Below are 17,947 nucleotides of genomic sequence, written 5' to 3'. Positions count from 1 at the left end.
GGTGTGAGCGATCTGTTTGAAGCTTCCGGATTGAGCCAGTCCGGTCCGCGGCCGCTGGCGGACCGGATGCGCCCGACCAGATTGGCCGATGTGGTGGGGCAGGATCACCTGCTCGGACCGGAGGGCACGCTGTCGCGGATGCTCAAGACGCGGACGCTCGGCTCATTGATCTTCTGGGGTCCTCCCGGCACCGGCAAGACGACCATTGCGCGGTTGCTTGCCAACGAAACGGACCTCGCGTTCGAGCAGATCTCCGCGATCTTTTCCGGCGTTGCGGATCTGAAGAAGGTGTTTGAAGCGGCGCGGGCCCGTCGCATGAGCGGCCGGGCAACGCTGCTCTTCGTCGACGAGATTCATCGGTTCAACCGGGCGCAGCAGGACAGCTTTCTGCCTGTGATGGAGGACGGCACGATCACGCTGGTCGGTGCGACCACGGAAAATCCGTCTTTCGAACTCAACGCGGCGCTCTTGTCCCGATCGCACGTGATGACGTTTCACTCGCTATCGGCTGAGGCAATCGAAAAACTTCTGGCCAGGGCAGAGGAACTGGAAGAGCGCAAATTGCCGCTCGATGAGGACGCGCGCCGGGTGCTGATCCGCATGGCCGATGGCGACGGCCGCTCTTCATTGACCCTGGCTGAGGATGTCTGGCGCGCTGCTGGCCAGGACGAAGTCTTCGATGCCGAACGCCTTCAGGAAATCGTCCAGAGGCGGGCGCCGATTTACGACAAGAGTGCCGACGGGCACTACAATCTGATCTCCGCGCTGCACAAGTCCGTCCGCGGTTCGGATCCCGATGCCGCGCTCTATTGGTTCTGCCGGATGCTGGACGGCGGAGAAGATCCGCTCTATCTGGCGCGCCGTCTGATCCGCATGGCTGTCGAGGATATCGGTCTTGCCGATCCCAATGCGCTTGTACAGGCCAATGCGGCCCGCGATGCCTATCAGATGCTCGGGTCTCCGGAAGGAGAGCTGGCGCTTGCGCAGTCGGTGATTTATCTCGCAACCGCCCCGAAATCGAACGGCGCCTATGTGGCCTACAAGGCTGCGATGCGGGACGCAAAATCCAGCGGTTCACTGTTGCCGCCCAAGCATATCCTCAACGCACCCACCAAGCTGATGAAGCAGGAAGGTTACGGCGACGGCTATCAATATGATCACGACGCGCCCGATGGCTTTTCCGGGCAGGACTATTTCCCGGAGCAGATGGGCCGAAAGACTTATTACGATCCGCCGCAGAGAGGCTTTGAGCGGGAATTGAGAAAGCGTCTGGAGTTCTGGGACAAGCGGCGCAAGGAACGCGGCTGAGGCTGCCGGCCGGGAGAGCGAAGCCTCAGGCGGTTTCGATGGATGTCAGGCGGTCGAGCGCGCTCTTCAAGGCGGCAATCAGTTTTTCCCGGTCTTCCGGCGCCATCGTGTCGGAAATCTTCTCCAACTGGCGTGACACCTGATCCAGCTCCAGCTCACCCTTGATGTGCGCGGGTTCCTTCAGGCCGATCACTTCGTAGGTGGTGACCGGATAGGCGATGCCCTTGACGTTTACTTCGCCGTTTTCCGCACATTTGATCTGATCCTTCACCTGGGAATAGGTTTCGAAGGAGATCAGGATCGAGCCTGGCGTGGCAAGGCTTTCCAGTCGGGACGCCGTGTTCACACCGCGGCCGATGATGGTGTAGTCCAGCCGGTCTTCGCTGCCGAAGTTGCCCACGGTGCAATAGTCCGTGTGGATGCCCATTCGGCACTTCATGGGTTTGGAAATGCCGGCCTCCTGCCAGGCGCCCTGCAGAGCCTTCATCCGCTCCTGCATGTCGATGGCCATGCGCACACAGGCAAGCGCATCCTCGGTGACGCCGCGTGTTTCCGGATCGCCGAAAAAGATCAGGATGGCGTCGCCGACGTATTTGTCGATGGTTGCCCCGTAGCGCAGGGCGATATTCGACATCTCCGTCAGATACTGGTTCAGGATTGCCGTGAGTTCTTCCGACTCAAGCCGGTCCGCCGTTTCGGTGAAATCGGCAATATCGGAGAAGAAAACCGTCAGCTTTTTGCGCGTGGACGCAATCTTGACTTCCTGACGTCCATCGAAAATCGACTGGTATACCTGTGGAGACAGGTATTTGGCGAGCTGACGGGACAGAGCTTCAAGCTTGTTGGACTGGTCCGCGAGCTGGTCCTCGACCGCTTCGCCATGCTCGATGGTGGCCTCATAGAGCAATCGAAGATCTTCCAGTTCGGAGCGCAGATAGTCGTTTTCTTCCTGCAGGGATTGCAGGGAGGCTGTCTTGTCGGCTTGCCCGGAATCATCGGAGTTTTGGGCAGTTTTATCTACACTCTTGGCCATTTTATTCCGCGTCGAAAGATCGGGTCAGATTGACAGGTTTATAGCGCTGATCTTTTGAGAATCACACTCGGATCCGTGGACTATCTTAGCGGAATATAAAGGGCGGGCAGGGGAAAAGTGTTGCCGGTTGCACAGCGCAAGCTTCCCGGGAGGCTTGCGTGTCAAATTATGTTTGCACAGAAGTGATCGGGCCGGAGCATAGTTTCGCCATGTCTTGATTGGCGTATGGAAAGCACGGCCGCATAAAGGATGTAGCCATTCTTTTCTGCTAGGTCTTTTTCAGATGATCCCCGCGGTGACCTCATGAAGGAAATCGAACTCAGATTGGCGCTGGTGTTTTATGGCGGCGTTTCGCTTGCCATCTATATGCATGGTGTCAGCCGGGAGATCCTCAATCTCGTACGGGCGTCAAGCTGCCGCCTCGACCGTAAATCGAATGGGTCGACACAGGACGCGCTGGATCAGGAACTGCCTCCGGTTCAAAGCGCCTACAAGGATCTGCTCGATCTGTTGTCGTCCGTTGCCGATATCCGCGTGGTGGTTGATGCAATTGCAGGGGCGTCTGCTGGCGGCGTCAACGGCATCATGCTGGCGCGGGCCATCACCCACGATCTGCCGCTCGACAGCCACAGCGAGATGTGGCTGGAAAATGCCGACGTCACGCGCCTGGCCCGGCCGCAGGTGGGCCTGTCCCGCTATCTGAAGATTTCCATTTCACCCGTTTTGGACCAGCTTATATCCACCCGGTTGATGAAGCAGATCGAAAGCGCGGAAACGCGCGAAAAGCTGCGGATCTTCATGCAGGCGCGATGGTTCACACCGCCTTTTTCAGGCGAACGTTTCATTAGCTGGATGCTGGATGCCTGCAAGAAGATGGAGGATGGGGCGGTGCCGGGCCGCAGCCTCATCCCGCGCGGGCAGACGCTGGATCTGTTTGTCACCATCACCGATTACAACGGCATCAAGCGGCGCATTCATCTCGATGATCCGGACTATGTCGAGGAGTGGGATCATCGGCGGATCCTGAACTTCCACGCAGCTCACAGGATGCCCGGACATATCGAGAGCCAGTTCGACGCCAACAGCATTCCCGAGATTGTTTTCGCGGCCCGCGCGACCTCCTCCTTTCCGGGAGCGTTTCCGCCTGCGACGGTTGCAGAAATGGAGCGGGTGCTGGCAGACCACGACATGACGTGGGCCAACCGCGATCCGTTTCTCGCAAGAGGGCTCAATCTGACCGCCGAGACGGCCGGTCAGCATTGTTTTGTCGACGGCAGCGTTGTGATGAACAAGCCGTTTGCGCCCGTGATCAACGTTATTCAGGATCGGCCGGCGGTGCGTGAAGTCGCCCGGCGGCTGATCTACGTGGATCCTTCTCCCGTTGTTCCGGTGGAAACGGACAGTACCATTTCGGAACTACCCGGGTTCTTCCGGGTGATCCTGGCTTCGCTCGCCCATATTCCGCGTAATGAGCCCATCGGCGACGATCTGAAAGAGCTCGAACAGAACAACCGGCGCAGCCGCTGGCTGTCGCAACTGATCGATGACGCGGTTCCGATGGTCGAAAAGGCGGTGTCCCGCATCCTGCCCAGGCGGCGGCGCGTAACGCCGGACATTCTGTCAAACTGCCGGAAGCAGGCAACCGTCGCCGCCTTCGAACAGGCTGGGTTCGCCTTTCTCAACTATCAGTCCCTGAAGCTGCATTCCCTGGCTGAGCGGCTGGCCGGTCTGACGGCGCGGCTCAGCGGACTGGAGTGCGCGCGGGACCATGAAGAGGCAATTTTAGGGCTCATCTTTCGTCACACCGGCCGTTTGACAGCCGAGAGCAAGGATGCTCTGGGCCGCTCCGATCCTCACGTGATTGCCTTGCTGCGCGGACTTGATGTCGATTACCGGATACGCCGACTGCGCTTTGCGGTCCGCAAACTCAACGGGTTTTATCACTACCGTTCCAGCTCTGGTCTGCCGCCACCCGATTTCGAGGCGCTCGATCAGATGAAGGGAATGCTCTACGAGCAGATCGACCACCTGGGGTGGCGCTGGAATGACCGGTTCTTCGGTGGCCGCAGCAGGGACCAGGCCGAGGCTTTCGTGCGTGCGGTCGAGGCCGACAGTCCGGAAGCTGCCGAACATGTCCAGCCCATGCTGACATCGCTGACGCAAATGATGGGGCTTGCCGACCTGGACCGGTTGCACGACGAGCTTTTGCCGACAGGGCCCGCAATCTCCTCGACAAAAGCCGCCATATCTCCTGATGGGTACCTATATCGGGTTCGGGTTTTTCGATCTGATAACCTTTCCGGTGTGCAGCGGAACGACTTTTCCGAGGTGACGGAAATCCTGGTCGACCGGATCAGCCCAACGGACGCTGCCAGCCTTTACACGGAGGGGTTCGACCTCAAGGGCAAGTCTCTGAATACCTTTGGGGCCTTCTTCAACCGGGGTTGGCGGGAACATGACTATCTGTGGGGCCGCCTCAATGCTGCCGACAGGCTGGTCAGCATCGTGCTGTCGGCGGCGGGCGAGGGCACTTTGCCGCAGATGCAGGTCAATCAGGCGCGAGCGCGGATCTTTCTGGCGGTTCTGGAAGAAGAGCGCGGCAAACTTTCTGAAATACCTGAGGAAATAGAGCGGATCGATAACTTGATCCGGTCGATCTATCCCGACTTCGCCCATGTGGCGGCAAGGGTTTGACCGGCTGACGGTCATTATTTGGCAAGTCATTCCTTGACGTGAGGTCTGCTCTTTCGCTACGCACAAAAGTGGCCAGGGAATTGCGTGTGGAATTTTGACTTGATGACTTTCATTGCCGAACGATTTGGAACCGGTCCAGAGGTATTTCTGGGTTTCTTTCTGGTGCTTTATGCCGCCAGCTTGATCGTGCTGTTCACGACCGGTCTGATCATGACGGCAATGAATCGGCGTCATCCGGACCGCAAGATCCAGAAGCGTCAGCCGACGCATGACGCCCTGCGCGATATCAAGTCCTCCATGCGCCAGCTTTCGATCACGAGCTGCTGCCTTTCCATCGGCCTCTATGCCCAGCTGCGTGGCTGGACGCTGTTCGATCCTGTCGCCTTGTCCTGGTGGTCTGTGCCTCTGTTCTTCGTGATCTCCCTGGTCCTGCATGATACCTGGTTCTATTGGGGACACCGGATCCTGCACACCAGGATGTTCTACCGGTTCCACAAACCGCACCACATGACGGTGACGCCGACAGTCTGGTCCAACGATGCGGGCTCCAGCGTCGATACGCTGTTTGCCCACTCCTACTATGCGCTGGTGCTGTTTTTCGTGCCCATTCCTCCGCTGGTATTCCTGGGCCACCGGCTGTTCGATCAGGTGTCCGCGGCAATTGGCCATTGCGGCTATGAGCATTTCGCGAGCCCGAGCGCACGCAAGCCCTGGCCCTTGCTGTGCACGCTCTATCACGACCAGCATCACCAGTATTTCGTCTACAATTACGCCAACTACTTTTCATTCTGGGACCGGTTCTGCGGCACCATCCATCCGACATATGACGAGCGGGTAGAGGGCTTTGAGGCGATTTATGCCGGCACCGGCAAGCAGGAAAAGTCATGATGGGGCTTCTAGCCGACTATCTCATCGTTCTGGCGCTGACCTATGCAGCGATGGTGTCGGTTTATTTCGCGACCGGCTTCACCATGATCGCGATCAATTCCCGCCATCCTGATCGGCGGATCCAGAAACACCGCGACGGCATGAAGCGTCAGGCAGAGGAAATCCGGGCCTCCATGAAGGCGCTGGCGACATCTTCCGTCTTGCTGTCGTCGGGTTATTTCGCACAGACCCAGGGCTGGACGCTGGTCGCACCGCTGGACCTGAGCTGGTGGTCTTTCCCGCTGATGTTCGCCGTCTGCTTCGTCTTGTTCGATGCCTGGTTTTATTGGGGGCACCGGGTCCTGCACTGGCCGTCGCTCTACAGGTTCCACGTACCGCATCACCGCTCGATCGCTCCGACGGTCTGGAGCAACGACAGCTCGACAACGGTGGACACGCTGATTGAGCATTTCTTCTATTTACTGGTCTGGTTCGTGCTGCCGGTGCCTGCCCTGAGTGTGTTTGCGCTGCGGCTTTTCGACCAGATTTCAGGCATGGTCGGCCATTCGGGCTTTGAATATTTTGCTTCGAAATCGTCGCGATTCCCGTCGCCGCTGATTTGCACGACGTTCCATGATCTGCATCATTCGCAGTTTCACTACAATTACGGTAACTTCTTCTCGTTCTGGGACCGGATCTGCGGAACGGTGCATCCGAAGTATGATGTGCTGGTGCGTTCCATGGAAGAGACCGGCGAAATTCCGGATTCGGAAGAAACGAAAGTCAAGGCAACCGGGTAAGCCCGCACAGTACTGACGTGTGTCAGCCAACCGACCAACTGGATATATGAAGAGATATGCTCGATCAGGCGCTGACGATATTGCTCGAATTCCTGCCGATTTACGCAGCTTGCTACGCTGTGAACGTGTTCCTGTATTTTGCCACGGGCTGGGTGCTGGTGAAGATACAGGACCGTCATCCGGAGCGGCGGATCCAGCAGAACCGGCGCGGTGAAAAGCGCATGTGGAAGGAAATCCGGGCCAGCGTCTATTCGTTGACCGTGACCGCAGGCTGTCTTGCCGGTGGCATTTTCCTGTCGATGAAGGGCTGGACGCTGGTTGCTCCGCTGGAACTGACCTGGTGGTCGGCAATCCTGATGTTCGTCGTTTCCATCCTGGCCTTCGACACCTGGTTCTACTGGGGCCACCGGTTCATGCACACCAAGGCGATGTACCGCTTTCATGCGGAGCATCACCGCTCCGTCGCGCCAACGGTCTGGAGCACCTATTCCGACGACCTGGTCGATGCCTTTGTCATGCAGAGCTATTACCTGTGGGCGGTGATCTTTCTGCCGATCCCGATCCCGGTGCTGATCGTTCACAGGCTTTGGGACCATTTCAACGGCACCATCGGCCACTCCGGGTTCGAGTTCTGGGCATCGCCCATGTCTCGCATGCCCTCGCCAATGGTCTGCGTAACCTTTCACGACCAGCATCACTCGCGGTTCCGCTATAACTTCGCCAATTTCTTCTCGTTCTGGGATCGTGTCTGCGGCACCATCGATCCGAAATATGACGAGCAGGTCAAGGTGTTCGAACAAATGGGTGAGAAAACGGCCGTAAAGCCGGCAGCTCCTGGCGAATAAGATGTTTTCAGGTCCCGCCGGACGCGCAGTGGTGTAAGTGCGGGGTCATATGATTCAGGCATTTGTGCTGGTCCCGGGGGGAGGCCGCAACAACCGGTACCCGCCTTTAGATGACATGCCGGGAAGAATGAGTAACGGGGCTTTGGATTGAAACATCTTCTTCTGGTGATGCTGGGCGGCGGTCTGGGCGCGGGGGGACGGCACCTCGTGTCTCTGGTGACACTCAGGCTCTTTGGTCCCGGTTTTCCGGTCGGTACCCTGACGGTGAATGTTGTCGGATCGCTGATCATGGGGCTTTTCATCGGCTGGCTGGTGCGCAACGAGACCGCCGACCTGCAGACGTTGCGCTACTTCGTGGCGACCGGGTTTCTTGGCGGCTTTACGACGTTCTCCGCGTTTTCGCTGGACACCTCCGTTTTGTGGGAGCGTGGCGATACGCATCTTGCGCTGATTTACGTGGTCGTCTCTGTCGTCTTGTCCATTCTTGCGGTTTTTGCCGGTCTGATGCTGATGCGTCAGGTCGCTGCCTAAGAATTCCTTCCCTTTCCGGCCGATTCCGCCTATACGCAGCGGAACGAATTTCCCCCCGCCTTGATGCAGGGGCGATGGATGCGCGTCTCGGCGGCAGGCCGGATGCCCAATTTGAGAAAAACATGTCCGCGATTGAACAGAAACAAGTGACCGCCGATGAGGCGGGCATGCGCCTCGACCGTTGGTTCAAGTCCCATTACCCGGGTCTTGGCTTCGGCCATCTGCAGAAACTCCTGCGCACCGGGCAGGTCCGTGTCGATGGCAAGCGCGCCGAGACCAATACCCGTATCGCCAAGGGGCAGATGATCCGTATCCCGCCGCTCGGGGTGGAGCTGCCGGCAGACGACAAGAAGAACGCCAAGCCGAAGTCCACCAAGCTGATTGCCGATGATCGCAAGGCCATCGAAGACATGCTGCTGTTTGAGGACAGCCAGGTGATGGTGCTGAACAAGCCGGCCGGTCTCGCTGTTCAGGGCGGATCAGGCCTGAAGCGCCATCTGGACGGCATGCTGGACGCCTACACGGACAGGAAGGGCAACAAGCCGCGTCTGGTGCACCGTCTCGACCGTGAGACCTCCGGCATCATTCTGGTGGCGCGCACGCGGCAGGCCGCGCAGGAGCTCACCAAGGCCTTCCGCCATCGCAATACCCGCAAGATCTACTGGGCAATCCTTGCAGGCGTTCCCAAGCCCTTCCAGGGCCGCATTTCCACGTTCCTTGCGCGGAACGATGGCGAAGAGCGCATGCAGGTCGTCCGCCAGGGCGAAGACGAGGCGCAGCACGCGGTCTCGCTCTATTCCGTCTTCGAAAAATCCGGTCAGAAGCTTTCCTGGGTCACGATGAAGCCGGTAACGGGCCGGACGCATCAGCTTCGCGCCCATGCCGCCCATATCGGCCATCCGATCATCGGCGACGACAAGTATTTCAACATCGAGAACTGGGAACTGCCGGGCGGCATCCAGAACCGCCTGCATCTGCTGGCACGCCGCATCGTTATCCCGCATCCTTCGGGTCACGGCACGATTGATGTATCGGCGCCGCTTCCGCCGCACATGCAGCAGACCTGGAACCTGCTTGGGTTTGACGCAACGGATTATGATCCGGAAGTGGATGATCCGGACGACGCGCTCAACAAGCGCTAAAAGCGGCCTTCATTTTTGCCAGAAGCCTGATCGCCTGCGGTATGGAGCTTCAGATTGAGGGGTTCATCTTCCGCAGGCGGCTGAAAATGGCTCGCGATCCGGTCGAACTCGGCTTCGGATACCGAGAACTCGTGCTTGCCGGAAAGATTACGCTGGTGAAGCCTCGCCTTGCAGACCTCATCCGGTACGTCAAAATAATGAAGTTGGTGGCCGCATTGCGCCTTTTCGGCAATGGCCAGCATCCATTGCCGGCTTTCCTTCGTATTGGCGTGAAAGTCCAGCACGACGGACAGGCCACTTTGAAGCAGCGCCACGGCATGTGGCGTTATCGTTTTTCTCAACAGTGAAGAGCAGCGGACGAAATCGGCGAGGGTGGACATCTGGTCGCCATAGAGACCGGACAGCCAGAGGTCTTCGCGCAGGAGAATGCTGCCCGGACGCTCGGCGTAGCGGTCTGCCAGGGTCGACTTGCCTGAGGCGGGCTTGCCGCAGAACAGATGCAAAGTGGGGGCGGTGTCTGGTGGCAACATTCGAAGGGAGGCTCGCTGTCAGATGTTTGCTGTCTTGGGGGAGTTTCTCAAACGCCCTGAAACAGCGCGCTCAGGATCACCGAGACAAATGTGACGCATAAGACGCCTGCTACCAGCTTCCAGGCATCCGAGCGCTTCCTGAGGCCCGGCCAGCCAAGCGGCTTGATCACCTGGATCGCGGCAATCAGAAACAGGAGCAGAAGGATGATCTTGGTCAAGAAAAGCTCCGGACGGGCAGGGCGCGCTATGCTGGTTCGGCAGGTGCCTGGCTGGCACCGTCAGACACGATTGTACAAGCGGTTCCAAAACGAAGAGACATCCCGCTTTCGGCTGAAAACGGAATGTCTCAAGGGCATAGCCAATCCAGCGGATGCCTGCAAGGTCAGGCGCCGGTGCTTCGCTGAAGTTTTGCCATGTAGGTCGGCAGCTTTTCCATCGACGGCACGACGATCAGCGTCTTGATGTGGCCGCGTTTGAACGCATTCAGGAACTTGTTGTAGTCCTTGAAAGCCACGCAGCCATGGGAACCGATGGACCGGCGCAGCAGGCGCGTGTGGGTCAACATGCCGTCCCGGCCTTTCATGGCTGCGCGGTCTTGCGGCAGCATGCGGATGGCCTCCACACCATGGAAACGCCGTTCGCGCATTCTCAAGGTATAGATGTTGGGTGGCGTCGGGCCGAGCATCTTCACGTGAGAAAACTTCGGATTGTCCATCCGGTGGCCGATGCCGGAATGAGCCTCCAGCTTGGTGCCGTCCGGCATGTGAACAGTTGCGGCGCTGATATCATAGACGGCGATCTTGCTGCCTGCTCCGGGAAGCCCCGGCTTTGCGCTGCCGAACAACTTGCCCAACCCGCCGAACACACCGTTTTCATCTTCTTCGGGGGTGCCCGGTGTGGCATAGGCCAGAACGGGCGATGACTGTTCAGGCTTGTCCCTGCCTTCAGGGCGGTTTTCGGCGACCGCGGGCGCGCTGCGGCGCGGCGGTTCGGGTTTCATGTCCGGAGTTGGTGGCAGAATGGCGCCCGGCTTGGCCGGATTGCCGGCTGCAAGGGCAACAGTCACGGCTGTCTGTTCGGGTTTCGCCTCGACATTCGTTTCTGCCTGAGCGGCGGTGCCGACGCCCTGCAAGGCTGCGACCGCGACATTGGGGGCAGCGTCCTGAGGTGCCGTTTCATCAATCGCCGCGACGTTCGTCGGTTCGTTGGCGGCTACCTGGCGGGCCAGCAGCGTTTGGGTGAGCTTCAGCCGAGCGAGCTTGGCAGCAAGGGCAACCTTGGCTGCCTTCTTTGCTTCGGCTTCAAGACCTGCAGCTTCTGCCTTCAGGGCGGCCTCTGCCTTTTCGGCAATTGCCGCGGCCTCTGAGGCAGCCTTTTCCGCTGCCAGAGCGGTCACCGCTTTGAAGGTTTCTTGCTTTTTCGGCGTCAACGCAGTCGGTGCCAGACCTAAAGAAGCTGCGGCAGGGGCTGCCTGCGCAAGCGTCATTTTATCTGTTGGCACCGTGCTGTTCGCGGCAAAATGGGATGGGGCGATCGAGCTTCCGAGATAGGTGGCGCTTCCGGCCAGGCCGGATATCACCAGAGTTGCCCCCGCGAGGATCGTGTAAAAAGTCCGGCTGGTCTTCCGGGGTGCTGTTTGACCCTTCAGGCCGGCCTTTTGTTTCTTCTGAAGCATTCAGACAAAACCACTCTTTTACGCCGGCCATATTCGACCGCGTTCCAAATCCGTATCCTTTGGTGACAAACTTGCCCCAAACGTTCATGCCCACCCGCCAGCTACAGTATCGTCGATCATGGTAACCAAGATCTTTACGATGAATGAGCAAACGGCCATGAGACCGCTAATCACTTTAAAGAGGCATTTTTCGGGCAGTTTTCCAAATTGAACGATATCCAAAGATTGAACGTCAATTTGCCGCAGAGTGTGGAATTCTTTGCCGGGTGTTGAAATTACCAATCCTTGACGTAGATGAAGCCAGATCTTGCAAATTGGCGCGTTGCCAAATGTGCTCTTGACCCCCGGGCGAAAACCCGGCACATGCGGGCGGACTTCCGTTCGCTTGGCACAGGATGCCCATGTATCTGATCATCTTCGACGTCGACGGCACGCTGGTCGACAGTCAGCAGACCATCTTGCAGGGGCTTCAAGTCGGCTTCGATGCCGTGGGCCTGCCCATGCCGGACCGCGAAACGGCCCTGTCGATCGTCGGGCGGTCGCTGGACGAGGCCTTTCTGGATCTCGTGGGACCGGAGCACAGCGACAAGATATCGGTCATGTCGGGTGCTTATAAAGAGGCGAAGGTCTCCCGCAGGAGAGAAGGGCTGGACCTGGACCCGCTTTACCCGGGAGCGCGCGAGGCAATCGACAGACTGCATGCGCGTGACGACGTCCTGCTTGGAATTGCCACCGGCAAGGCGATGCGTGGCGTCAGGCACATGCTGGATACCCAGGATCTGCACGGTCGCTTCGTAACCATTCAGACGGCTGACACATCGCCTTCCAAGCCGCATCCGGACATGGTGCTGCGGGCAATGGCAGAGACGGGAGCGGACAGGTCCCGCACGATCATGATCGGCGATACGGGCTTCGACATGGCGATGGCCAAGGCTGCCGGGGCGCATGCCCTGGGCGTTTCCTGGGGCTACCATGACCAGGATCGGCTGACGTCCGATGGTGCGGACAGGATCATTCAGACCTATGCCGAGCTGGATAACGCGCTCGGCGAATTGCTGGATTTCGACAAGGAAACAATGTGATGCGCGATTTTCTTGAAACCTTGCAGGAAGATGCGGACAAGGATCCGGAACAGCGGGCACGCGAGCTTTCGCGCCGTGAGTTGCCGAAGCGTTTCTACAAGGACGTTACTCACGTTCCCGCGGACGGCGGATTTGCAATCCACCTGGACGGCAGGCCGGTCAAGACCCCCGGCAAGGCGCCCTTGCTGCTGCCGAGCGAAGCTCTGGCGAAAGCTGTTGCAGCCGAGTGGCAGGCGCAGGAAAAGGAAATCAACCCGGCCAGCATGCCGCTGACGCGGATTTCCAATTCGGCGCTCGATGCGGTGAGTGTGCGGTTCGACGAAGTGGCCGACGATATCACCCGGTTTGCCGGTAACGATGCACTGTGTTACCGGGCAGACACCCCTCAGAGCCTGGTCGACACGCAAAATCGCCTTTGGGACCCGGTGGTGGATTGGGCCGGCGGGCTGCTCGGCGGCCGTTTTGTGCTGATCGAAGGTGTCATGCACGCGGCCCAGCCGGAGCCGTTGCTTGTCGCTTACCGGGCGAGGCTTTCAAACCTGACCCCGATGCGCCTTGCTGCGTTCCACACGATCACCAGCCTGACAGGGTCCGCCCTTCTGGCGCTTGGTCTCATGGAAGACTACCTCGACGCTGATGCCGCCTGGACGGCGGCGCATGTCGAAGAAGACTTCAACATCGAACGCTGGGGCGAAGACGCGGAAGCCGCCCTCGTCAGAGCCTACAAGCGCAAGGAATTCGACGCAGCGGTGCTGATCCTGATGGAAGGGTAACGTTTTCGCTGTGAAGCGTTTTGAAATTGTCGAGCGATGAGGTGTCCTGGGTCCCCGCTTTCGCGGGGATGACACACTAGTTCTGGTTTTCTGCGGTCAAGAGCCCCGGGAGCAGATCGTGCCAGTCGGGGCTGAACTTCGAGATCAGTTCAATTTTCCAGGCTCTGTTCCACTTCTTCAAGTTCTTTTCCCTTCTGATCGCAATTTCCACATCGGTATTGGCTTCGAAATAGACCAGACGGTGCACCTTGTATTTGCGCGTGAAGTTGCTTGCCACACCTTCCCGGTGCTGCATTGTTCTGCGAACAAGATCGTTGGTGACACCGACATAAAGTGTTCCGCCAGGACCGCTCGCAAGGATGTAGGTGAAATAAGAGTGTCTTCGGATTCATCAATCCGGAACTGAATGCGCTAGGCTAATATAGGTGTCATCCCCGCGAAAGCGGGGACCCAGGAAACCGCATAGTCGCTTGCGAACAACCTTCCCCGTCTCACCCCAGATAAAACGTCGTTGCCATCAGGAAGAAGATGAGCACGCCGAGGACGTCGTTGGAGGAGGTGATGAAGACGCCGATGGCCATGGCGGGGTCGATGCCGATCTTGTCGAGAAGGATGGGCACGGTGGCGCCTACCATGGCGGCGAGCGTGGTGACGCAGAGCAGTGACAGCGAGGTGGCAATTGCGAGGTGGACGGGGTCTTCCAGAGGTACGACCAGGGATGCCACCAGCACGAGACAGCCGAGAATGGTACCGGCGATAGCGCCGTTGAAGAGCGCCGCCAGCAATTCCTTCAGCAGGCGATAGAAGATGTCGCCAGACCACAAGGCTCCGGTCGCAATGCCCTGAACGGCCACGGCCGAGGCCTGCAGACCGGCGTTTCCGGCCATGGACATGGTGACAGGAATGAAAGCGGCCAGAATGGCGGCTTCGGCAAGCTGATCCTCGTAAGAGCCGACCACAGTTGCAGCGACGCTGGCGCCCAGCAGACCGGCCAGAAGCCAGGGCAGGCGGCCGCGCACAATACGCAGCACCGTGTCGTCCGAGCGGGATTCGCCCGATACGCCGCTCATCAGCAACATGTCCTCGTTGGCCTCGTCCGACGCAATACGCGTCAGTTGCTTCGGGGTGATCCGGCCGATCAGATGACCGTCGCCACTGACGACCGGCACCGTGCGCATGTCACGTTTTCTGGCGAGCCGCAGCACTTCTTCCTGATCGGTGTCGGTGGAGACGGCAATCACGTCCCGGTTCATGAAACTGGACAAGGGGGCATCTGCCGGGGCGAGCAGAAGTTTGCCCACTTCCACCGTACCGGTCAGCTTGCCGTCGGCATCGGTCACATAAACGGTAAAGACCTTGCGGATGCGGCTGGCTTCCGCACGCATCTGTGCGACGGCCTCGCCGGCGGTGCAGGTTTCGGGCAGGGCAACGAACTTGCGCGCCATGACGCGGCCTGCGGTGTCGTCCGCGTAGGAACCGCGCGTGGCAATGTCTTCCACGTCCGGCAGGCGCGCGATCAGTTCGTCGGCGACATCGTCGGGAAACTCGTTGAGAATTTCAGTGGCGTCTTCCGGATCGAGACCGGCGAGAATATCGCGGAACTGCTCCAGCGTGGATTCTTCCATCAGGATGGACCGGTATTCCGGGCGCAGCTCGGCAATCACCTTGATCGACGGGTTGGCGGGCAGCCATTGAAACAGCTTGCGCGCTTGTTTCAGCCTTAGCCGCGTCAGCAACTGCATGACGTCGACAGGGTCCCAGCGCTTGAGCAGCTCAACCAGTTGCGTGCGCTGCCCCGCCTTGATCATGTCGCGGACGGCCCTCAGCGCATCGTCATTGGCTTCCAGCGGTTCGTTGGCCGGCTCCCGGGTCCATACGGTGGGGTCAAGCTCGGCGGCATCGCTGGAATTGCTCATGGATACTCACTTTCCGGAAAGGTCCGGACCGCTTCTACTGATGCTTTGTGACGTCAGGCTGACAGTTGCCTGCCGGTTCAGACCTCAAATTCCTCAATATCGGCAAAGGCCTGCCGCAACTTGTCGGACCAGCCCCGCGACAGTTTCTGGAAATACGCGTCATCCTGCTGAATGCGCACCTGGCGATCGGTCGAAAAACTGTCGGTGTTGTAGAGCAGCATGTCGATGGGCATGCCGACGGACAGGTTTGACCTCAATGTGCTGTCGAACGACAGAAGCACCAGCTTGGCTGCTTCCCCGAGGCGCATGTCCGCCCGTGTGACCCGGTCGAGGATCGGTTTGCCGTATTTGTGTTCACCGATCTGCAGATAGGGCGTGTCTTCACCGACCTCGATGAAGTTGCCGGCGGCATAGATCTGGAACATGCGCGGCTCTTCGCCCTTGATCTGGCCGCCCAGAATGAAGGTGACGAAGAAATTTTCCGCGCTGGTTGCGAGCGCTTCGCCGTCGATTGCCTTGACTTCACGAACCGCGCTGCCCACGAGCCGGGCGACCTGGAACATGGTCCTTGCCGTCATCAGCGTCGCCCGGTCGTTTTCCGCGGACATGATGTGTTCGCTCAGCAGGGAGACGACAGCCTGGGTAACGGCAAGGTTGCCGGCCGACAGCAGGGTGATCACCCGCTCGCCAGGCTCTTCCCAGACGTGAAGTTTTTTAAACGTGGCAATGTTGTCGACACCAGCGTTGGTGCGCGTGTCCGCGGCAAACACCAGTCCGCGATCCAGTTTCAAACCAACGCAATAAGTCATTCCCAAGCCCTCAGACTGCACCTTGACCTGTCACCGGTGCCCTCGGGGTGAAGGCATCTATCGGCAGGGCGCAGGTTGCCCTTAAACGTCTTTGTCCTGGGTGAGCCGCTCGGGAGCCTGGAGAGGACTGCTACTGCTGCTGTTGTTGCTGAAGCGCAGCCTGCGCCACGTCGACCTCAACATGCAGATTCTCCTCCAGCCCGCCAAACCGGATTCCCCTGATAGGGGCAGCTGAACGGGAATCCAGGCCCACCGTCAAGCGGATATAGCGATCGGTTGGGCACATTGCGTTGGATATGTCGAATCCGGTCCAGCCGAGACCGTTAATCATCACTTCGGCCCAGGCATGATGCGCTTCGGAGGCCTGTTCGTCTTCCAGCAGCAGATAGCCCGAAACGTATCGTGCCGGAACGCCGATGGAGCGCGCGGCGGCTATGAAGATATGCGCGTGATCCTGGCAGACACCTTCTCCGGCGGCCAGAACCGCCGTGGCCGGTGCGTGGGTTTCGGTGACGCCGACCTTGTAGTCGACCTTGTCCCGGATGGCATGCATCAGGGCGTGAAAGCCGGCGATCTTGTCATGGCCTTCCGCATTGGCTGCCAGTCTGCGGATGGCCTGGTTCGACTGGGTAAGCGGCGTGACCCGGGTGTAAATGCGCGGAGGGATGCCGGCATCGGGTTCGTGGCCGAGAATTCCGTTGGTGTCGGTCGTCTCGACAACGCCGCTGGCCGTGATCTCGACATCCTCGATCGGCTCGCTGCGCGAGACCATGTGCACCTGGTTGCCGAAAGCGTCCTTGTAGGTCGTTGCCCGTTCGATGCCGGGGGCATCAATGGACCATTCGACAACTCTCTGGCTCGGGCCGTCCTCGGGTGTCAGGCGCAGCTGCTGCATGGCATTGGCAAGCGGCGCCTCATAGCGGTATCGGGTCGTGTGTCTGACTGTCAGTCGCATGCTGCACCGATTCTGCGGGGTTCCAGGGTCAGGCGAAATTGTAGTCTTCGCAAAGCTGATGGGCGAACTGGTTGTTCTTGTTGATGAAATCAGAGAGGAAGTCATGTAGCCCCTGCTGATAGATCTCGTGCATCTGTTTTTCGGCCAGGTCTCTTGCCATGTCCGCAGCCATGTCCAGGCTCGGTTCGCGCGAGCCATAGAACTGGGCCAGATCTTCAGCGGTATCGGCCATCCAGTCGTAGCAATGGGCGAGGGACCGGGGCATTTCCGTCCTCAAGATCAGGAATTCAGCAATGTTGAAGGCCTTCAGCCGCGCATTCGGATACGCAAACCGGTAGCTTCGTCGTCCTGACAGCGCCCTGAGGATTGCGGACCACTGATAGTGTTCCAGAGAACCGTCGTCGATGATGTCGCTGTCCGGCAGCAAGGTCCAGTAATAGGTATCGAGGATACGGGCCGTGTTGTCCGACCGTTCTACAAAATTGCCCATCTGGCTGAAGAAATAGCCATCGTCGCGGAGTATTGTGTTCAGCAAGGCACCACGGAAGAGATGTGCGCGCTGATTAATCCAGGACAGAAAATCAGGCAGTTTTTCCTGGGTGATGGATTGCGGGCTCACATCCGTGAACTCGATCCAGGTCGTGTTGATGGCTTCCCAGAGTTCCGCCGTGATGCCGGTGCGAACGGCACGCGCATTGTTTCTGGCAAGCTCCAGAGAACTGCGGACACTCGAGGGGTTATCCTTGGAGAAGATCATATGAGACGCCATGTTGCGGGCGTTCAGTTCCTCGTATTTCTGCTTGAACCCGGTTTCACAGTCCGAACAGGCGAGGGCAAAGGTCCAGTGGGTCCCGTCCTCCTGCCCGGAATGGGAGATAATGGCGCCGCGGCAGGCGACCTCCAGGAGACGGGAAACATTCTGGGCACGCTCGTGGTAGCGCGACATCCAAAACAGCGAAGAGGCGGTTCTTCCGAGCATCTGGTTCT

General features: G+C 59.0%; 17 protein-coding genes and 1 pseudogene. 9 read left to right on the top strand and 9 right to left on the bottom strand.

Annotated features, from left to right (window positions below; translation table 11 throughout):
* The first annotated feature begins 3 nt into the window (after nt 1-3).
* Complete coding sequence (locus tag SIAM614_RS17060) at nt 4-1,308, top strand: replication-associated recombination protein A (RefSeq protein ID WP_006936421.1); 1,305 nt, start codon at nt 4-6, stop codon at nt 1,306-1,308.
* A gap of 186 nt (nt 1,309-1,494) precedes the next feature.
* Here SIAM614_RS17060 and SIAM614_RS17055 read toward each other — a convergent pair.
* A pseudogene (locus tag SIAM614_RS17055) lies at nt 1,495-2,155 on the bottom strand (adenylate/guanylate cyclase domain-containing protein); the annotation flags it as partial.
* A gap of 489 nt (nt 2,156-2,644) precedes the next feature.
* On the opposite strand from SIAM614_RS17055, the gene SIAM614_RS17050 reads away from it, so the two are divergent.
* The 6 genes from SIAM614_RS17050 to SIAM614_RS17025 all read left to right on the top strand — a co-directional run bounded on the left by SIAM614_RS17050 (nt 2,645) and on the right by SIAM614_RS17025 (nt 9,220).
* Nucleotides 2,645-5,035: a patatin-like protein gene (locus SIAM614_RS17050; protein ID WP_006936419.1), complete on the top strand. Its 2,391-nt coding sequence runs from the start codon at nt 2,645-2,647 to the stop codon at nt 5,033-5,035.
* Nucleotides 5,036-5,137: 102 nt separating this feature from the next.
* Nucleotides 5,138-5,923, top strand: a complete 786-nt coding sequence (locus SIAM614_RS17045) for a sterol desaturase family protein (protein ID WP_006936418.1) — start codon at nt 5,138-5,140, stop codon at nt 5,921-5,923.
* Nucleotides 5,920-6,702, top strand: a complete 783-nt coding sequence (locus SIAM614_RS17040) for a sterol desaturase family protein (RefSeq protein WP_157139920.1) — start codon at nt 5,920-5,922, stop codon at nt 6,700-6,702. Before SIAM614_RS17045 ends, SIAM614_RS17040 begins: the two co-directional genes overlap by 4 nt.
* 56 nt (nt 6,703-6,758) lie before the next feature.
* Nucleotides 6,759-7,547 carry a sterol desaturase family protein gene (locus SIAM614_RS17035; RefSeq protein ID WP_006936416.1) on the top strand — a complete coding sequence of 263 codons (789 nt, stop codon included), beginning with the start codon at nt 6,759-6,761 and terminating at the stop codon, nt 7,545-7,547.
* A gap of 147 nt (nt 7,548-7,694) precedes the next feature.
* Complete coding sequence (gene crcB, locus SIAM614_RS17030) at nt 7,695-8,078, top strand: fluoride efflux transporter CrcB (RefSeq protein WP_006936415.1); 384 nt, start codon at nt 7,695-7,697, stop codon at nt 8,076-8,078.
* Between the two features lie 122 nt (nt 8,079-8,200).
* Nucleotides 8,201-9,220 carry an RluA family pseudouridine synthase gene (locus tag SIAM614_RS17025; RefSeq protein ID WP_040440524.1) on the top strand — a complete coding sequence of 340 codons (1,020 nt, stop codon included), beginning with the start codon at nt 8,201-8,203 and terminating at the stop codon, nt 9,218-9,220.
* Here SIAM614_RS17025 and SIAM614_RS17020 read toward each other — a convergent pair.
* From SIAM614_RS17020 to SIAM614_RS30660, 3 genes are all read right to left on the bottom strand, one after another.
* Complete coding sequence (locus tag SIAM614_RS17020) at nt 9,217-9,750, bottom strand: AAA family ATPase (protein WP_040440489.1); 534 nt, start codon at nt 9,748-9,750, stop codon at nt 9,217-9,219. The two genes, SIAM614_RS17025 and SIAM614_RS17020, sit on opposite strands and share 4 nt — an antisense overlap.
* 47 nt (nt 9,751-9,797) lie before the next feature.
* Nucleotides 9,798-9,968 carry a hypothetical protein gene (locus SIAM614_RS32490; protein ID WP_006936412.1) on the bottom strand — a complete coding sequence of 57 codons (171 nt, stop codon included), beginning with the start codon at nt 9,966-9,968 and terminating at the stop codon, nt 9,798-9,800.
* 164 nt (nt 9,969-10,132) lie between these two features.
* On the bottom strand, nt 10,133-11,425 hold the full coding sequence (locus tag SIAM614_RS30660; RefSeq protein ID WP_006936401.1) for a DUF2778 domain-containing protein: 1,293 nt from the start codon (nt 11,423-11,425) through the stop codon (nt 10,133-10,135).
* Nucleotides 11,426-11,826: 401 nt separating this feature from the next.
* Between SIAM614_RS30660 and SIAM614_RS17005 the strand changes: the two genes are divergently transcribed.
* Both SIAM614_RS17005 and SIAM614_RS17000 read left to right on the top strand, forming a co-directional pair.
* A complete protein-coding gene (locus SIAM614_RS17005; protein ID WP_006936395.1) occupies nt 11,827-12,507 on the top strand; it encodes an HAD-IA family hydrolase in 681 nt (226 codons plus the stop codon).
* On the top strand, nt 12,507-13,280 hold the full coding sequence (locus SIAM614_RS17000; RefSeq protein WP_006936394.1) for an ATP12 family chaperone protein: 774 nt from the start codon (nt 12,507-12,509) through the stop codon (nt 13,278-13,280). Before SIAM614_RS17005 ends, SIAM614_RS17000 begins: the two co-directional genes overlap by 1 nt.
* 76 nt (nt 13,281-13,356) lie before the next feature.
* Here the strand turns inward: SIAM614_RS17000 and SIAM614_RS16995 are convergent, their stop codons facing one another.
* The 5 genes from SIAM614_RS16995 to SIAM614_RS16975 form a co-directional block, all read right to left on the bottom strand.
* Nucleotides 13,357-13,668 (bottom strand): GIY-YIG nuclease family protein, encoded by a 312-nt coding sequence (locus tag SIAM614_RS16995; protein WP_040440488.1) that lies wholly within the window; start codon nt 13,666-13,668, stop codon nt 13,357-13,359.
* A 103-nt stretch (nt 13,669-13,771) separates the two neighbouring features.
* Nucleotides 13,772-15,196, bottom strand: coding sequence for a magnesium transporter (gene mgtE, locus SIAM614_RS16990; protein ID WP_006936389.1), 1,425 nt, complete (start codon nt 15,194-15,196; stop codon nt 13,772-13,774).
* Nucleotides 15,197-15,273: 77 nt separating this feature from the next.
* Nucleotides 15,274-16,005, bottom strand: a complete 732-nt coding sequence (locus SIAM614_RS16985; RefSeq protein WP_040440487.1) for a proteasome-type protease — start codon at nt 16,003-16,005, stop codon at nt 15,274-15,276.
* A gap of 130 nt (nt 16,006-16,135) precedes the next feature.
* Complete coding sequence (locus SIAM614_RS16980; protein ID WP_006936386.1) at nt 16,136-16,960, bottom strand: transglutaminase family protein; 825 nt, start codon at nt 16,958-16,960, stop codon at nt 16,136-16,138.
* Nucleotides 16,961-16,988: 28 nt separating this feature from the next.
* Nucleotides 16,989-17,939: an alpha-E domain-containing protein gene (locus SIAM614_RS16975; protein WP_006936383.1), complete on the bottom strand. Its 951-nt coding sequence runs from the start codon at nt 17,937-17,939 to the stop codon at nt 16,989-16,991.
* Between the last annotated feature and the right edge of the window lie 8 nt (nt 17,940-17,947).

The organism is Roseibium aggregatum IAM 12614 (assembly GCF_000168975.1).
GTDB lineage: Bacteria > Pseudomonadota > Alphaproteobacteria > Rhizobiales > Stappiaceae > Roseibium > Roseibium aggregatum.
Note: the sequence above shows the minus strand (reverse complement) of the source record. Positions and strands in the feature narration are given on the sequence as shown.

Excerpts from the sequence above, each read along its gene's own strand:
- SIAM614_RS17050 (WP_006936419.1), top strand. The coding sequence starts at position 2,645 with ATGAAGGAAATCGAACTCAGATTGGCGCTGGTGTTTTATGGCGGCGTT.
- SIAM614_RS17045 (WP_006936418.1), top strand. The coding sequence starts at position 5,138 with ATGACTTTCATTGCCGAACGATTTGGAACCGGTCCAGAGGTATTTCTG.
- SIAM614_RS17035 (WP_006936416.1), top strand. The coding sequence starts at position 6,759 with ATGCTCGATCAGGCGCTGACGATATTGCTCGAATTCCTGCCGATTTAC.
- SIAM614_RS17000 (WP_006936394.1), top strand. The coding sequence starts at position 12,507 with ATGCGCGATTTTCTTGAAACCTTGCAGGAAGATGCGGACAAGGATCCG.
- SIAM614_RS17005 (WP_006936395.1), top strand. The coding sequence starts at position 11,827 with ATGTATCTGATCATCTTCGACGTCGACGGCACGCTGGTCGACAGTCAG.
- SIAM614_RS17025 (WP_040440524.1), top strand. The coding sequence starts at position 8,201 with ATGTCCGCGATTGAACAGAAACAAGTGACCGCCGATGAGGCGGGCATG.
- SIAM614_RS16980 (WP_006936386.1), bottom strand. The coding sequence starts at position 16,960 with ATGCGACTGACAGTCAGACACACGACCCGATACCGCTATGAGGCGCCG.
- SIAM614_RS17020 (WP_040440489.1), bottom strand. The coding sequence starts at position 9,750 with ATGTTGCCACCAGACACCGCCCCCACTTTGCATCTGTTCTGCGGCAAG.
- mgtE (WP_006936389.1), bottom strand. The coding sequence starts at position 15,196 with ATGAGCAATTCCAGCGATGCCGCCGAGCTTGACCCCACCGTATGGACC.
- SIAM614_RS17040 (WP_157139920.1), top strand. The coding sequence starts at position 5,920 with ATGATGGGGCTTCTAGCCGACTATCTCATCGTTCTGGCGCTGACCTAT.
- SIAM614_RS16975 (WP_006936383.1), bottom strand. The coding sequence starts at position 17,939 with ATGCTCGGAAGAACCGCCTCTTCGCTGTTTTGGATGTCGCGCTACCAC.
- SIAM614_RS30660 (WP_006936401.1), bottom strand. The coding sequence starts at position 11,425 with ATGCTTCAGAAGAAACAAAAGGCCGGCCTGAAGGGTCAAACAGCACCC.
- SIAM614_RS16985 (WP_040440487.1), bottom strand. The coding sequence starts at position 16,005 with ATGACTTATTGCGTTGGTTTGAAACTGGATCGCGGACTGGTGTTTGCC.